We start from the raw sequence: 15883 nt of genomic DNA on the forward strand, positions 1-15883 counted from the left end.
GCAAGGGTGACCCGTGCGGCCCGAGTCCAGATCGCCGGGCAGGCGCGGTCACCGGTCACGGACCGGGTCCTACGCTCCGCCCCCTTCCGACGCGGCTGCGATCGCGATGGTGGTAATGCGATGCTTCCTTGGATCTGCCTCGTCTTGGTGATCACGGCGCTCGTCATCGAGAGCCGTCGCGTCGAGCGTGACAGACGTCGCGTACCGGTACGCATCCACGTCCACGGAACGCGCGGCAAGAGCAGCACGGTGCGTGCGCTCGCCCGCCTCCTGCGCGAACGCGGGCTCTCGGTGCTCGCCAAGACAACCGGCGACGCGCCCGAATACATCCTGCCCGACGGGCAGATCGAACCGATCCGCCGGATCGGCCCGCCACGCATCCATGAACACGTCACCGTTCTGAAGCGTGCCGCTGCCCTCGGCGTCGACGCCGTCGTCGTGGAGGGCATGGCGCTCGGCCCCGAGACGGTGTGGCATTCCGAAGCCATTTTGCGCGCCACCCATGCCGTCGTCACGAATACCCGCCCCGATCATGCCGAGACCATGGGGCCGGGCCGGGCCGGAGTGCAGATGACCCTGTCCTACATGATCCCCCCCGGGGGTGAGCTCTTCCTGGGCGACGAAGAGGGCGCCGAGGATCTGGCCGCCTTCGCTGTCACCTGCGGCTGCCGCACAATGATCGTCGAAGGCCCGACGTCGGAACGACAGGCCGTGCGGCTCGCGAGCGCCGTCGCCGAGCGCATCGCGCCGAACCCGATCGCCTTCCCGCCTTTCGAGCTCTGCGACGCCGCGACTCGCCGCGACTTCGACCTTGTCCACGACGGCATGACGGTTCGTTTTCGCGATCTCTTCTCGGCCAACGACGCAGAAACCTCGGCCGTGTTGTGGTCCGAGAACCGACCCGATCGGCAGAGGCTCCAGGTGGCGCTGCTGGCGACGCGCGCCGATCGCCCTTTGCGTACCCGCGATCTTCTGGTGCGGCTGCTCGTCGACGAGCGCTTCGACCTCATCGTGCCGCAGGGCGACCATGCCGGATACGTCTGGTTGGCGGCGGCGGGCGACCGACGCCTGAGCCGGGTCCCGCCATGGGGACGACCGGCCGACGTGACGACTCGTCTCTGCCGAGCGGCCGCGGCGCGCGGCCTGTGCGGCGTCGAGATCACCGGCATCGGCAATTGTCACGGCATCGGCGAACGGTGGCGCGACCTCGTGAAAGGGAGCCGTGACCGTGCTCGTTGAAGCCATTGCCCTCGCCCTGTTGTTCGGCTTCGTGCTGTTCGAGCTGACCGGGCTGACCGCTGGAGGGCTGATCGCCCCGGGCTACTTCGCACTGACTTTCGATCAGCCCTGGGTCATCGCAACCTGCCTGGCGACGTCGCTCGCGACCACCGTGGTGGTGCGCGGTCTCGCCTTCTTCTCGATCCTCTACGGGCGTCGGCGTTTCGTCGTCTCCGTTCTCGTCGCCTTCGCGCTGCAGTGGACCCTGACTGCGCTGCTGCTCGGCGGCGATCTCGGGCGTGGACGGCTCGACGTGGTCGGCTACGTCGTGCCCGGCCTGGTGGCGAGCGAGATGGATCGGCAGGGTGTCGGTCTGACCCTGCTCGCGCTGCTGGTGTTGTCCGGTCTGGTCTTTCTCACCCAACGCGCGGCGCTTTCGCTGTGAAGGAGGACCGTCGATGCTCGGGAGGCACTTCGTGACGCCCCTCCACGCTGCCTTCGCTCTGCGCGACGACGGTCGCCGGCCGCGCCAACCGTTCGGCCCCCGCCTCTCGGCAACCGTGCGGCGGACACTGACCTGGATCGCATTGGGGCTCGTGCTCGCCGTGCTCGCGGTCCATGCCACGCGCAATCCTTGGATTCCGGACGAGGACGCGCTCCGGGCCGGCGAGCTCATGACGCGTGGGTTGAGGGAGCTCGGCCGCATGCGGCTCGAGATCGGCGAGCCGATCGACCCGAAACTCGATCCGGCCGGTTCCGGTCTGATCGGCGTCGAATACAGCGACATCACCACCAGTCTCGGTGACCTCGTTGCCAAGCAGACCTCCCTCAATCCAGCCTTCGCCGGCCTCGTGGTGCGGTGGCTGAAGGAGGCGGAGGTGCATGCCGGCGACCGCATCGCGGTGACCTTCTCGGGTTCGTTTCCCGCTCTCAATCTCGCCGTTCTGTGCGCGATCGAAACGTTGCGGATCGATGCCCAGGTAATTTCGTCGGTCGGTGCCTCGATGTACGGCGCCAACATATACGGCTTCACTTGGCTCGACATGGAGAAACGTCTCGCCGAAGCGGGGATCGTTCACACACGCAGCCGCTGGGCCTCGCTCGGCGGCATCGCCGACACCCACGGCGGCGTCTTCGAGACCGGCATCGCCGAGGGCGAGGCGGCGATCGCGCGGAACGGCATCCCCTATCTGCGCGAGGGGACGCCGGCCACCGTGGAACGCGACGCGTTGCACCGGATGGCACTCTACTTCGCGGAGGGGACTCCCCGAGCCTACATCAACGTCGGCGGCAACGTGACCGCGATCGGCTGGATAAACGAGACCCATGCCCTCGAAGGTGGCCTCGCGCGGCACCTCGCTCCGAACGATGCGCCGAAGCGCGGCCTGCTGCATCGCATGTCCGAGAAGGGCGTGCCGGTCATCCACATGCTCAACATCGAGCGGCTCGCGGCGGCAAACCATCTACCGATCGCACCACGTGTTCTCGCCTACGACATCGACTTCCGAGCGGCCCATCGGAGCCATCTGTTGCAACTGCTTGGCTTTCTCGCGCTCTGGTTCGCGTTCGCCGCGGTCACAGGGAGTTCCATGTTGTGCGATTCGGACACATTCGATCCCGGGAGGAGATGATATGTTCGACAAGTCGAAAAGCCGTCGTGATGGGAATTGGGAAGTCGAGCGCCTGCGCCTGCTTGACCAGCACGCCGGGGTTGGTCTGTGGGATCTCGACGTCGACGACGCTTGGGCCGATCCACGACGGGAATTCCGTTATTCGTCCGAGTTCCGGCGGGCGCTCGGCTTTCGCGACGAGACCGACTTTCCAAACGTGATGGAATCGTGGAGCGGCGGGGTTCACCCCGACGACGTAGCCGGGGTCGTCGCAGCCTTCGACGCCGCTCGTCTCGATCGTAGCGGCCGGACCCGCTACGACGTTCACTTCCGGTCCCGTACGAAGGATGGATCCTACCGCTGGTTCCGCAGTACCTGCGGCTTTGCCCGCGACCACGACGGCGCCGCCCTACGCGCTTGCGGCACGCTGATCGACGTCCACGAGCAGATGGAGGCCGCGCTCGCCGCGCAGCAGCGCACCGAAGTGGCCCGCGAATTTCACTCACACGCTTCCATCGTGACTACAGCGGTTGCTACCGCGGCCGAGGGACTGAGGGAACTCGCCCGGTCGGTGATGTCCGCGGTGAGGGACGCCACCGCACGGGCCGAACAGGCGGCCGACGCGGCGTCGCGGGCGACCTCGAACGTCGAGACGGTGGCCGCGGCGACGGAGGAGCTTGCTGCATCGGTCGCCGAAATCAGCCTCAGAATCGCCGAAGCGGCCAAAGTCTCTGCGGCCGCCTCGGAGCAGACCAGTCGAGCGAACGACCTCGTGCGCGGTCTGTCTGCCGCGGTCGCTCGCATCGGCGACGTGGTCAAACTGATCGGCGCTGTGGCCGGGCAAACCAACCTTCTCGCACTCAATGCCACGATCGAGGCGGCCCGGGCGGGTGAGGCGGGTCGGGGGTTCGCGGTCGTCGCTGTCGAGGTGAAGAACCTCGCCACTCAGACTTCGCGGGCCACTGACGAGATCGCCGGCCACATCGCCGCTGTCCAGATGGAGACGGACCACACCGTAGCCGCAATCGGCGAGATCGGCGCGGTCATGGACAAGATACGGCAGATCTCGTCGAGTGTCGCCAGCGCCGTCGAGGAACAGGTGGCCGCGACCCACGAGATCGAACGAAGTATCCAGGGGGCGGCGACCGAAGCCAAAAGCGTCACCGCGAACACCGAGGGTGTCGCTCGGGCCAATGCCACGGTGGAGCGATCGGTCGCGCACGTGCTCGAGCACTCCGACGGGCTGACCGGCCACGCCGATTGCATGCAGCGATTGGTCGCCGACTTCGTCGAGACGCTCTGAGCGGCGCTGCGTGACAGGCTCGTGCGTCTGCCTCGAGGCTGTCCAACGTGCTTCCCACAATGGAAGGATCCTTCGACATGAGCGATGATCCTACCTCTCGTCCCCCGGCGCTTCCGGCGCGCGGCGATCCGCCTCATCGGCCGCCAGTCGGCCGCTCGCGGTGGCGCTTCGGGTTCACGAACCCGACGAACAAGAGCGGCGGTTCGATGGTCTGGCGCCATTTCCTGATGCTGGCAAAACGGAACGCGCTGTTGTTCCTGCTGATTCCTATGGCCTGTGGTCTGGGTGCAACCGTGGTGGCCTACAATCAATTTGTCACATGGGACAAATCGCTGAACGCCTACTACGGCTATAAGCAGAGTATTCCGGCGAGCCTGGGCGCCTATGCGCCCTATGCCTTCATGGAAAAGGGTGGCATGCTCGACGGCTACATCATCCAACTGACTCGTTCGATCGGCCGCGAAATGCGGGCGCGCATAGACGTTGTCAGTCGGAAGCTCGATGACACGCAGGAATCGGCAATCATACGCGATGTTGATGTCGTCCTGTGCATGGTGAAGACACCACGTACGGCGCTCCACTTCGACTTCACCCCACCTTATGCGGTCAACTCGCTGACTCTGGTAAAGCGTAAGGGCGTTCCGGCGCCGCTCGACTACCGCGACGAACTGGGCAAGGGGCGCTTCGTCTTCAACCGAGACGGCGTTTATCATGACCTCCATGGCGACGAACTGACCAATGTCGGCATGGCCGCCAATGCCGAAGAAGCGTTGCGATTGATCGACGAGGGCGCTTACGACTATACGATTCTCGAGAACTACATCGCCCAGCGCATTCTCGGCATGATCAACCTCGAGAACGTCGAAATCGCAGGCGACACTCACGAATTGGTCGAATACAGCTTTGCCATCCGCAAGAAAAACCCGGACCTCTACCGCATCTTCGCCAATGGCCTCAGAGCCCTGCAGGAAAGCGGCGAATTCGATCGCATCCAGACGCGATGGGTCGAGGAGCGTTTTCTGATATCGAAGTCGGCGCGCAACACGATCCTGACGTCGATCATGATCGGTGCCGGCATCTCGCTTGCGGTTCTTGTCCTCTTCTTCCTCTGGACCAGCCTGCTCCAGGAGGAGATAGGCATCCGGACCGCCGAACTGTCGTCCGAGATCGGAGTAAGAAGGCGCACGGAGGCGCAGTTGCTAACCAATCAGGCGCAACTCATTCAAGCCGACAAGCTCGCCGCGATCGGAACCCTGGCCTCCGGCATCGCGCACGAGATCAACAACCCGAACGGATTGCTTTCGCTCAACATCTCCTTTCTGAAGCGCTTCGGCGTCGACGTCCTGAGGACGCTCGACGAGCATCGGATCGCGGACGATACGCCGTTCGCCGGCATCCCCTATTCGATGCTGCGCGTCCACCTGCCGAGCCTCATCGCCGACATGGAGGTCGCCTCGACCCGTATCGGCGAGATCGTGGACGACCTCAAGGATTTCGCTCGGCCGGACAGCACTCGGTGGGGTGCCACGTTTTCGATCAACGATCCGACGCGCTCGGCGCTACGCCTGCTCGAACACACGATCCGCAAGTCGACGGATCACATCGACGTCGATCTGGCCGAGGATCTGCCGCCGATCAGCGGAAGCTCCCAGAAAATCGAGCAGGTTCTCGTGAATCTGATCGTCAATGCCTGTCAGGCGCTGCAACGGCGCGACCAGCGGATCCACATCGCGACGCGATGGAACGCAGAGACGAACGAGGTGCTGTTCGTCGTGCGCGACGAGGGTTGTGGCATCCCGGAGGAGAACATTCCACTGCTGCGCGATCCCTTCTTCACCACCAAGCGTGAATGCGGCGGCACCGGGCTCGGGCTGTCGATCAGTGACACGATCGTCAAGGCGCACGGCGGCACGATGGAAATCGAATCCCACCCCGGCGCGGGTACGACGGTGACGCTTCGCCTGCCGGCGAACAGGAGTGGCGATGGCAATGGGCAAATATCCTGATTTCTCGCTGCTCCTCGTCGACGATGAGGAATCTTGGTTGCGGTCGCTGTCGTTGTCGTTGCTCAGCGCGGCCTCGATCGACAACGTTCTCACCTGCCGCGACGCTCGGCGGGTGATGGACGTGCTCGAGCGCGAAGACGTGGGCTTGGTGCTACTCGATCTGACGATGCCCAGCATCCAGGGCGAGGAACTCCTCGAGCGCATTCGCGCCTGCCATCCCGAGATCCGGGTCATCATCATCACCGGCCGCAATGATGTCGACGCCGTCGTCCAGTGCATGAAGAAAGGCGCTTACGACTACTTCATCAAGATCTGGGGCGAAGACCGTCTGATGACCGGCATCCTGCACGCGGTGCAGAGCCTGGAACTCGAGCGTCAGAATCGCCGTTCGGCCGAACGCCTGCTGGAGACTGCGCTTGAGCACCCGGAATCCTTCGAATCGATTGTCACTGCCAGTGACGCGATGATCGGCGTCTTCCGTTACGTCGAGGCGATCACAACCAGCCGAGAACCGATCATCGTCACCGGCGAGAGCGGGGTCGGCAAGGAGGAGATCGCGCGGGCGATCCACAAGGTCGGCGGGCGCGGGGAACTCGTCTGCGTGAACATGGCCGGTCTCGACGACACGATGCTCGACGATACACTGTTCGGCCACAAGCGCGGTGCCTTCACCAACGCGCAGGACGAGCGCGGCGGTCTGGCGGTTCGTGCCCGAGACGGAACGCTCTTTCTCGACGAGATCGGCGAGATGAGCAACATGGCTCAGGCGAAGCTGCTCCGGTTCATCCAGGAGGGCGAATATTATCCGTTGGGCAGCGACGTACCCCGCAAGCTCTCCTGCCGAATCGTCGTCGCCACCAACCGCGACCTCGACAAGGGGCTCAAGGACGGCACCTTCCGCCGCGACCTCTTCTATCGCTTCGCCCACCGCATCCACGTTCCGCCGCTGCGCAACCGGCGTGAGGACATTCCGCTGCTCGTCGCCCATTTTCTCGAACAGGCGGCGCAGGTGTTTCGGCGAACACGCCAGACGATCGCGCCCGAGGCGATGCTGATGCTGTCGCGCTACGACTGGCCGGGAAACGTCAGGGAACTCCAGAAGTCGATGCTCCACGTCGCCAGCCTGCCGAAGGACGTGCTTGGGGTGGACGACTTCAAGCCGGTGCTCGATGTCGAGGCGATCGACCGTCGGGACCCACCGGGTGCGAAGGATCTACTGCGGTTCCTGCTCCAACTGAGCGAAATGCCAACCTTCGCGGAGATGAAGCAGATCATGACCAACGCCGCGCTGATCCGCGCCAGCGGAAAACAGGTGGCGGCCGCCAAGTTGCTCGGCATCTCCCAGCCGGCACTCAGCAAGCGGCTGAAGGCCGAGCGCACCGACGACTGAGCCGCGCAGATCGGGCCGATCCACTTCACCGGCGAAGGCGCGGCGAAGCGCGCCGGCTCACGCGATTTCCCTTGCCGCACTCGAGGTTGGCCACCAGGCGGGCTGCGATGATCGGTCGCTGCCGTCGATCGGGGATTTGCGGTTTCCCTGCCGATTCGAGACAGGGCTTGCCGATCGGAAGCAGATCGCCGTTCGGCGACGTCGCATTGTCGCGCGATGGTCGGGAGCCCCGTCGCGTCGACTGTGAACGGCACGACGGCAACCGACCTAGGGGAGCGCCCGTCCATTGGATGGGCGTTGGGCAATCGGCGGGCGCCACTTCGGCGCGACCGCTCGACGTGGGAGCCTCGCGCCGATCGGTCGGACCATCGGCGAGCGAGCCATCAGGGAAGAACCACCGATGAAGAAGACGATGCGCAGTGTGGGTGCTCTGACCACCCTCCTTCTTTCCTCGACGCTCGCGTTCGCGGGTTCTGAGCTCTTTCCGGGAATCTCGACCGGCATTCCGATGGGCGCGCCGTTGCCGGAGGGCGTCTATCTGATCTCCATCCCGACCTACGGGACGCGCACGACGTCGCCGAACGCCGATCTCTTCGCCGCGGCGCCGGCTTGGTTCATTTGGTCGACGCCGTGGACGATCGCCGGCGGCCGAGTGATCTTGGATACGGTGACGCCCTACGTCGATCTCTCGGTGCGAGGCGGCCCGCATTTCTCCGGGTTCGGGAACACACTGGTCGAAGCGCAGTTGAAGTGGGACCTCGGCGGCGGCTTCTACGGCGGCTTCCAGGCCGGTGCACACCTGCCGGTCAAGTCGGATGTCGGACACGACTGGGCTGCATTCCAGGGCGTGGCGGCTCTCTCCTACCTGAAGGACGGCTGGGACCTCAGCGCCACCACGGCCTATGGCACTGGGCATTCCGGCCTGACCGGCGGCCCGGACTGGTTCAACCTCGATCTGACCGCCACGCACAAGTTCGGCAAGGTCGAGGTCGGTGCGGTCGCCTTTGCCTCTACCGACCTGTCGTCGCCCTTCGATGGCTATTCTCGCCAGAGCCAGGTCGCGCTCGGTGGTCTGGTCGGTTACGACTTTGGGCCGGTCAACGTGCAGATGAAGGTCACCACCGACGTCGCGCAGACCAACTACGGTGGTCGCGATACCCGGATGTGGGCCAACATCGTGATGCCGTTGTGGAACCCCAAGCCGGCGGACCGGGCGGTCGTCGTGAAGAACTGAGGGGCGAAGCGGGGCGACGGAGGCGACTTCGCGCTCCGTCGCCCCCTGTTCAAGGGGCGATCGGCCGCGGCGGCGCACAATCGGCGGCGCGATCGACCATGACGACGAGGGGCTTTGTCGACGTCATCGGGAGGATGATCGGCGGGCCATGTTCGAAGATGCGTTGCTCTACGATTCCCACAGACGCCCGATACAAGCGCGCCATTGCGTGCGCACCAGAGATTGGGAGGAAATTCGTGAGTTCTGTCGGCGCGCGTACGTACCCTGTCGGATCTCTCCGGCGGTCCGGTACGCACGGCCCGACGCTGCGCTGCAGGCCTTCGCGATCGGCCGCTTGACGGTGCTGTGGATGTCGTTCGGCACCGCGGTGCGCGCCGATCGCTTCGAGCGGTCGGCCGAGAAGATCTTGGTCTCGACGACGATCGCAGGGCAAGCGCACCACGGGATCAACCGCGGCGAGGCCGTCACGACCTGCGCCGAAGAGAGCTTCGTGGTTGACTGTGGGCGGGTCGACTACCGCTTCGACGCCGACGAAGGCAGCCTCCAACTCGATTTGGCGATCCCGCGCGATCTGCTCGAGGCGACCGCCCGGCGCTGGCTCGGTTTCGACCTGGACGAACGGCTGTGGACGATCGGCACGAGGTTCGGCGGGCCGCGATCGGCTTGGTTCGCCTTGCTCCAATATCTCGTGCGCACGATCGGCGAAGCGGCGGAGCGGTTGGTCGACGATCGGGGCGGTCCGCGCCTCGACGAGCTCGTCTGCATCGAGGTGCTGCGATCGTGGACGGCGAGCGCCGGAATAGGTCTCGGAACTGGAGGTGTCGGAGCCGCGCCATACTACGTCCGAGCCGCAGAGGCCTGTATGCGCCAGCGGGCGTTCGATCCGCCTGCAATCGCGGAGGTGGCTGCCGCGGTCGGTGTTAGTGCTCGCACCCTGTCTGGTGGCTTTCGACGGTTCCGAGGATCCACGCCGCGCAAGTTCCTGAGCGAACAAAGGTTGATTGGCGTCCGCGAGGCACTGAGGTCGGCGGGCCGCGACGAGACCGTGGCCATGATCGCGAGCCGCTGGGGTTACGCGAACTTCGGCGTATTCGCCAAACTCTATCGGACACAGTTCGGAGAACTGCCTTCCGAGACGCTTTCAAATCGGATCCAGAAATAATCGTCGCTTTTTATTTTAGCAATTAATGTAACTTTCGGAAAGTTACAAAGAATATAGATAATAATATATAGTTTTTAGTTCAACGCTGCAATCCAACGTCATATCGTTGAATATATGAAATTACACAACAGATGCATTTATAACGCCGATTATTTTGATTTCTGCGCGCTATCCAGTGGGCAAGCTCTCGGTTGAGGCCCGATACAACGAGCGGCGTTGCTGTGCCCTCCGTCGCTCATCAGGGGGACGCTCGGTTCATGGGCCGCTTCCCGTTCTCGTCGCCCTACGCGATCGAATGCGTCAGAAGGGCAAGGCGCCGAAGACCATCCTCATCGCCGTCGCCCGACAGCCCCTCGTCATCCTCAACGCCATGCTCAAGACAGGAACACCCATCGCTCTCGCCTGAACAACACAGTTGCCCCTGCCCCACCGGTATCAACAGACCGTCACCGCGGCCAACCACGTGATCCACCTGCCCCTCGCCATGCACCCGACCTTCGGTGACCATTCCTTCGCTCGAAAGCTCGATCAGTTGCTCGAAGCCAAAAGCAGCCTCGCGCGCGACATGCTCGCACCGCCCGAAAGCGAAGCCGACCTGGTGCGATTGTCCGATGGGGTGATGGAGGGTTGATTTCGCGTCGAGACAGGTGATTGCGCAATGTGGTCGGTGACGGCCCGCGACCCGAAGCGGACGCTCGCAGGGAATACTCTCCAGGAAAAGGCGGCTTGAGTCCGGCCCAAGGGCGGCAAAAAGCTGAACTCTGAATGGATCGACAACACTGCGCCTCACATTGGGTTGCCAATTGGCGTTCCCCCGTCTCCAATCACCGATTCAGGGGTGACCAGCGGCACCAGAGAAGTAACCCCTTCGCCGTTGGCGATGCCGACAAAGATGCCGCCCGGCGGTTCAAGTTGCCCCACTATCACCATCAGAATTCCCGCGTAATGATGGTGTGATCGTGTGAAGATCTCATGGATATTTTTCAAGTCAATAGAAGATGGGAAAGGCGCCCGCTGCGGATGTGTGTGCCAGTCACCTACGTAGTGGAGCCCGCGTCGGTGCAGATCGCGGATTTCTCTGCGTTCGTGAATGCGACTAGGTGCAAAATAGAACCGCGAACGTCGATCTGCTGGACGTGGCCCGGTTGCGACTTCGATGTCGACACGCCCTTCGGACAGTCGCGCAAACAACTGGCCGCCGGCCTCGGTGTCTCTCGCGCGCAGTTGGCGGTGCGCCAACATGTGGTCGACGACCACCTCGCTGAAGGTGATGCGTTCGGCGCCGTTATTCGCGAGAAACGCGATCATGACCGGGATGCTCCGCACACCGGGCAGGCCGCGATCCGCGTCCAAGGTCTTACGACCACTAAGCCTCCCTCACCCGGATCACCGACCTGTCGCCGCCATTCGGGAGCCAGGCTCCCGCCCAGCACTTTCCAGCCAGCCGTCCTGCTGATCCAAACGGCGTGGCGACTATCTGCGGCCGGAGCCAACAACGCCTCAAGAGCCTGCACGGCGACCAATGCGTGGGCGAATGCGAGCTCTACTGCACCGTAGGGCGTAAAAGTGCCACCGCAGGACGGTATCGTGAACACGCCACCGCCATCCCATTGGCTGACAGCCAACTCAGGGGCACCAGTGCCCGTCATGTGGCAACGCAGGCAAGCACCACCGGAGGGGACGGTGACGGCGTGCGCGGCGACGGCATTTGGCTCAAGCCAACTGTACAGTACCGTACCCACCCCACCGGTCCGTTGGCACACATTCACTAGGCTATCCACGGCCCATGCGCCGGACGTGGTGACCACGAGATCGCGCCCAACTAGCATATCGGCCGTTGCGAGGGTCAGACATCGATCTACCGCGTCAATGCTTGGCAGGTGAGGAAACGCCGCTGTGAGCCGACGAGCTAGCGCCGAGGCCTTGGGTTGGCCGATTTGATCGGCACCCAGCGCATGACGACTGATATTGGGCCAATCCAAGATTTCGCCGTCCATCAGCGTCAGTCGCCCAATCCCGGCTCGCACCAGTAGCTCGGCAACCGTGCTGCCAAGCGACCCACAGCCGATCACTAGCACGTTCGCACCTTTCAGAACCTTTTGGCGTGAGTCATGATCGCGCCCATGGACCCAGCTGTGGTCGACCCGGTCGACCTTATGCCGCGCTACTTTGTTAGCAGCGCTGGTCGCGCGTAGGTGGGCGACGTGGCGGGGCATGTGCCCTTTGCGAAAGCCCTTCCATAGCTCATCGACGCGCCTCCCTCCAGGCGGCAGCTGCATGCCGCTCCGATCGATCGAGACGGCCGCAAACCCCACGCCGGTCTGCGTGGGGACTAAAAGTACAAGATCTCGTTCCCCATTACTGAGTGCCTGCGCGGTGATTAGATCTAGTGCATGATCGTCGGCGGCGAACAGTCGTCGGAGATCGGCGGCGGTGCGTGGGTAGTCAACTGGACGGATGGGGGCTTTCGCGACTAGGCAAAGAGACTTGTCGAGCGTCAGGCTTGCGGCTTTTTCTTTACCGAAGCGGTTGGTAAGCCAGTTATTCAGTTCCTCTTTGGTTTCAGCGACCACATGAAAAGATTTTCCCCGCCAAATCCAGATTTGGCGATGTGCGCCTCCTGGCGCAAGCAGGCTCCTGAAGTCTTGCACGCTGGCGGCGGCGCCACGTCGCCAGTAGGCGGTAAACTCGCGATCGAAATCGCTGTCTACCCGCCCAGCCAAGATGTCCTGCACGAGCCGGACCCCGTCATTAAGCAGCTCCCTGAGCTGTGCAACGGGGGCTTCGGGGTTGGCAGACGTACCGGTCGGAAGGACGCACAGGACCTGCCCCTCTTCGAGATGAGGCCAAGACAGGACTGGCGGGGCATCCAGCACCGCGATCCTCGGTGCTTCGTAGGGAAAACCTACCGGCAGAACCACCGCGAATATGTGTTCACGGCCGCCCTCAAAGTCCACCGCAAGCTTCCAACCAGCGGTGAACTTGCCGTGGCCGATACCGGCGAGCTCGGATGTCGACAACGTAACAGCCCCAAGGCCTTCAAGGAAAGCGCTCGCTAAGTCGGCAGCAGTCCGAGGCACGTCCGTCGTATCGTCAGGCGTCGCCATCAGCCGTATCGGTCGCCCCCGCGCTTGTCGAATGCGCTCTCGGCAGAAGTCCGCTCGGTACTTGCCAGAAGAACCGAGGCGCTAGTCACGCTCGTTTCGGCCTTCTTCGAGTTAGCGCGCCCGGTGAAGAAATCCGTATTGAACACTTTGTCCCAAGCTGTGCGGGCCTGCTCGTCAGAACAATCCCACTTGTCGAGTACATCAAGCTCACCGAGTGCCCATTCCAGCTTATCACGCAAGAACTTCACCCGGGCGTCGTCGTCTCCCTTCGTGAGCGTTTCGTCCAACACAGGGTGGCTAATAACCAGTGTCTCCTCAAGCCGGGAGTGGATCGCACGCATGGTGTCCCGGAGCGCCTGATCATCGCGCCCGTCGTGCGCGAGGTACTTTTCGTCGACGAGCTTTGTGATCATAAACCCGGTAGCAATCCGGCTGCGCCAACTTTCGCGACTACGAGCGAAAGCTTTCAAAAGCTTCACGATCCGGTTCATCTGCCCGTAATTATCGGCGTTTGGGCTCTTTTTCTTGTTGGCGTCCTTGAACCAGTTCGTCACAGCACGGGCATCTGACGCCTTCCAATCGCTGCTTGCGAGCTCGTAAACCTCCTTTTTATCTTTCTCGAACTTCCGATAGACAGGGATGTCTACATGGTACCCTGCATCGTAATACACTCGCACGCAGTTTTTAAGGCATTCGGGCGCCTGCTTGAACTTGTCGTCATGGACTGCCTTGCGGACTATCTCTTTCGCGTCTGCCGCGGACTTGTCGGCACCACGCGGCCCAACGAGGTCTGACTTGTTGAAGTACACTCCGTCGTCGATATCGTAGTCCTTCGCTGCGTGCTGGATCATCGTGCGCATGGCATAGGAGCCTTGCGTGTGACACCCGACCGGTTTCGGTTCGCCGTCACGTTTGAGGCCGTCCTTGAGTCGCTTCCTATTGGTGTCGCGCCTGTCGCGCATGTTATCCCGCTCGGCAACGGGCAGACGGACCTTGTCATTATGATAAGAGGTCATGTCATCATGACTGTTAAACATGTACCACACCCCGCTTTTTCTCGGGCAGTGAACGGAAAAGAGCGTCGATCGCTTTGCCATCATTATCGTCGGCGCGTCCCGACACGCTAAGTGCCTGGTATGCGTCGGTCTGCGCCTGCGCCACCAGCGCGTCCATGGACACTCTGCGCGTCTCGTCGAGCGCAAGATGTTCGAGCAGCGAAGCCTGCACGTCGCCCCTAGGAAAGCGGATGATCCGCACGCTGCGGTCTACATGCTTCCCCAGCAAGAGGGCCATGTTGTCATAGGCATATTGCTGCGCGCTGATCCCGACCCCGGCGGCATCGACCCCGAGCCGCCACTGCTTGAAGCCGCGGTGGGCGTCACGCTCGCCAGTGAAGATATCACCAGACGGAGGTGGACAAGTGCCGAGACAGAAGATCTCGATCGCATCGCCCTTGGCAGTAAGGTCGAGTGCATCGATCAACCCCACGAGCACCGGGTTGTTTGCCCAAAGCCCACCATCGACAAACATATGTGCGCCCTCGGTGTCGAAGTTGGGCACCCAAGCCATCGACCGGAAAACCGGCGCCGCCGTGCTGGCGAGGCAAACCTGCGTCAGCGTGTAGCCGCCGTCGCGGTCACGGCTGTTCGGAAGGTGCGGCGTCTTGAACACCCAGGCGCGGTGGCGGCTCATCTCTACAGCAGGCACGGCGAGGCCGATGCCGCGCTCGTCCCACAGTCTACGAACGGTCGCACCCTTGAGCTCCGCGTCCAATGCATCCTCAAGGGCTTTCGCACCGCGCCTGTTGAGCCCTCGACGTCGAAACCACTGTCCGATGATACCAATAAACGAGCCCGGGACCTTCGCCGGGAATATCTCCGGCCCCTTCTTCCGATAGAGCTCCACGACCCGGTCGAGGCCGATACCCCAAGCAAGAGCACAGGCCAGGATCGCGCCGGTGCTGGTTCCGCAGATCAGGTCGAATCCCTTGCCGAGGTCGAGGCTCTCGACCTTACGGAGGCTCGCATACCTGCCCACCAGTACTTCAAGGTAGGCGGCACTGTAGATGCCGCGCATGCCGCCGCCATCGATGCAGAGCACCCGAAATGCACCAGACCTATTGTTCGAATTCACGTGTTCGCCTCCGATCTGTGAAAATGTATGATGCGGAGAAGGCAATTACAAGTTTAGCTCCGGTTGATTCTTATCGGTCGGAGCCAGAGCGGTATAGAATTGGTCCTCCTTCACGAAGGACGCCCGCTTCAGCTCCTTTTCGATGGCCAATGCGAAATGGGCCGAGTGACGGCAATCGGCGCGAAGCCGTCAGTCGTCCACCGAGTCTAATGCTCGTCCCTTGGAGGCCTCCGGTGGAGCCGCCACTTGAAGGCGGACGGCCTCGCAAGATTTCAGAGGAAAAGCGCGATGGATCGCTCGCTCGGGAAAGATCGACTGCCTCTCGCCTTCGATGTCTGGATCTGGACATCTTGATTGGTATGGGCATTTAAGGTATGTCCGAATAACGTGTACAGTTGAAATTTGCGATGGTTCATCCGATAATCGAATCGGAGGATCTCGAAATGGTTGACGCCTGTGGAATTGTCAGTTTTCGTACGCTTGCAACAGAAGAGTCATATAAGAAGACTTATCTCAGACTATGTCGACAGTGCGGGGCGGATGTCTCGGTAGATCGAATCGTTCGTCTCGAGGCGGTAACGGCTTGGTGGCGAGCGAACTCGGGCGCGTGGCGTCCTGCTACCATTCGTCAATATCGCGCGGCAATTCTCGCCGAGGCAGACGCAATGTCCCGATCGCCGCGCTGGACGCAAGACCACAAAACCAAATACGCGAATCTGT

The 15883-nt window shown here is 62.6% G+C and carries 13 protein-coding genes; 9 read left to right on the plus strand and 4 right to left on the minus strand.

Annotation, left to right across the window (positions count from 1 at the left end; all coding sequences use genetic code 11):
• Nucleotides 1-144 precede the first annotated feature (144 nt).
• The 9 genes from ACT53U_RS16200 (at nucleotide 145) to ACT53U_RS16240 (ending at nucleotide 10554) form a co-directional block, all read left to right on the plus strand.
• A complete protein-coding gene (locus ACT53U_RS16200; protein WP_476156822.1) occupies nucleotides 145-1239 on the plus strand; it encodes a hypothetical protein in 1095 nt (364 codons plus the stop codon).
• The gene (gene pgsC / locus ACT53U_RS16205) at nucleotides 1223-1663 is read left to right on the plus strand and encodes a poly-gamma-glutamate biosynthesis protein PgsC (RefSeq protein ID WP_476156824.1); all 441 of its coding nucleotides are present in this window, start codon (nucleotides 1223-1225) and stop codon (nucleotides 1661-1663) included. The genes ACT53U_RS16200 and pgsC overlap by 17 nt, the downstream gene beginning before the upstream one ends.
• Nucleotides 1664-1694: 31 nt before the next feature.
• A complete protein-coding gene (gene pgsW / locus ACT53U_RS16210; protein WP_476156826.1) occupies nucleotides 1695-2849 on the plus strand; it encodes a poly-gamma-glutamate system protein in 1155 nt (384 codons plus the stop codon).
• A 1-nt stretch (nucleotide 2850) separates the two neighbouring features.
• A complete protein-coding gene (locus ACT53U_RS16215; RefSeq protein ID WP_476156828.1) occupies nucleotides 2851-4131 on the plus strand; it encodes a methyl-accepting chemotaxis protein in 1281 nt (426 codons plus the stop codon).
• Nucleotides 4132-4208: 77 nt separating this feature from the next.
• Nucleotides 4209-6137, plus strand: a complete 1929-nt coding sequence (locus tag ACT53U_RS16220) for an ATP-binding protein (RefSeq protein WP_476156830.1) — start codon at nucleotides 4209-4211, stop codon at nucleotides 6135-6137.
• Nucleotides 6115-7527 carry a sigma-54-dependent transcriptional regulator gene (locus ACT53U_RS16225; RefSeq protein ID WP_476156832.1) on the plus strand — a complete coding sequence of 471 codons (1413 nt, stop codon included), beginning with the start codon at nucleotides 6115-6117 and terminating at the stop codon, nucleotides 7525-7527. Before ACT53U_RS16220 ends, ACT53U_RS16225 begins: the two co-directional genes overlap by 23 nt.
• Before the next feature lie 400 nt (nucleotides 7528-7927).
• A complete protein-coding gene (locus ACT53U_RS16230; protein ID WP_476156834.1) occupies nucleotides 7928-8761 on the plus strand; it encodes a transporter in 834 nt (277 codons plus the stop codon).
• Between the two features lie 148 nt (nucleotides 8762-8909).
• A complete protein-coding gene (locus ACT53U_RS16235; RefSeq protein ID WP_476156836.1) occupies nucleotides 8910-9923 on the plus strand; it encodes an AraC family transcriptional regulator in 1014 nt (337 codons plus the stop codon).
• Between the two features lie 415 nt (nucleotides 9924-10338).
• Nucleotides 10339-10554 (plus strand): hypothetical protein, encoded by a 216-nt coding sequence (locus ACT53U_RS16240; protein ID WP_476156837.1) that lies wholly within the window; start codon nucleotides 10339-10341, stop codon nucleotides 10552-10554.
• Nucleotides 10555-10709: 155 nt separating this feature from the next.
• Here the strand turns inward: ACT53U_RS16240 and ACT53U_RS16245 are convergent, their stop codons facing one another.
• Genes ACT53U_RS16245 through ACT53U_RS16260 form a run of 4 tightly spaced genes read right to left on the minus strand, consistent with a single transcriptional unit; the run spans nucleotide 10710 to nucleotide 15163 of the window.
• On the minus strand, nucleotides 10710-11231 hold the full coding sequence (locus ACT53U_RS16245; RefSeq protein ID WP_476156838.1) for a Mov34/MPN/PAD-1 family protein: 522 nt from the start codon (nucleotides 11229-11231) through the stop codon (nucleotides 10710-10712).
• Nucleotides 11228-13030 carry a ThiF family adenylyltransferase gene (locus ACT53U_RS16250; RefSeq protein ID WP_476156840.1) on the minus strand — a complete coding sequence of 601 codons (1803 nt, stop codon included), beginning with the start codon at nucleotides 13028-13030 and terminating at the stop codon, nucleotides 11228-11230. The genes ACT53U_RS16245 and ACT53U_RS16250 overlap by 4 nt, the downstream gene beginning before the upstream one ends.
• Entirely contained in the window at nucleotides 13030-14067 is a 1038-nt protein-coding gene (locus ACT53U_RS16255) for a cyclic GMP-AMP synthase DncV-like nucleotidyltransferase (protein ID WP_476157019.1), read from the minus strand. Before ACT53U_RS16255 ends, ACT53U_RS16250 begins: the two co-directional genes overlap by 1 nt.
• Entirely contained in the window at nucleotides 14060-15163 is a 1104-nt protein-coding gene (locus ACT53U_RS16260) for a patatin-like phospholipase family protein (RefSeq protein ID WP_476156842.1), read from the minus strand. The genes ACT53U_RS16255 and ACT53U_RS16260 overlap by 8 nt, the downstream gene beginning before the upstream one ends.
• Nucleotides 15164-15883 lie beyond the last annotated feature (720 nt).

The organism is Pinisolibacter sp. DMC19 (assembly GCF_056313985.1).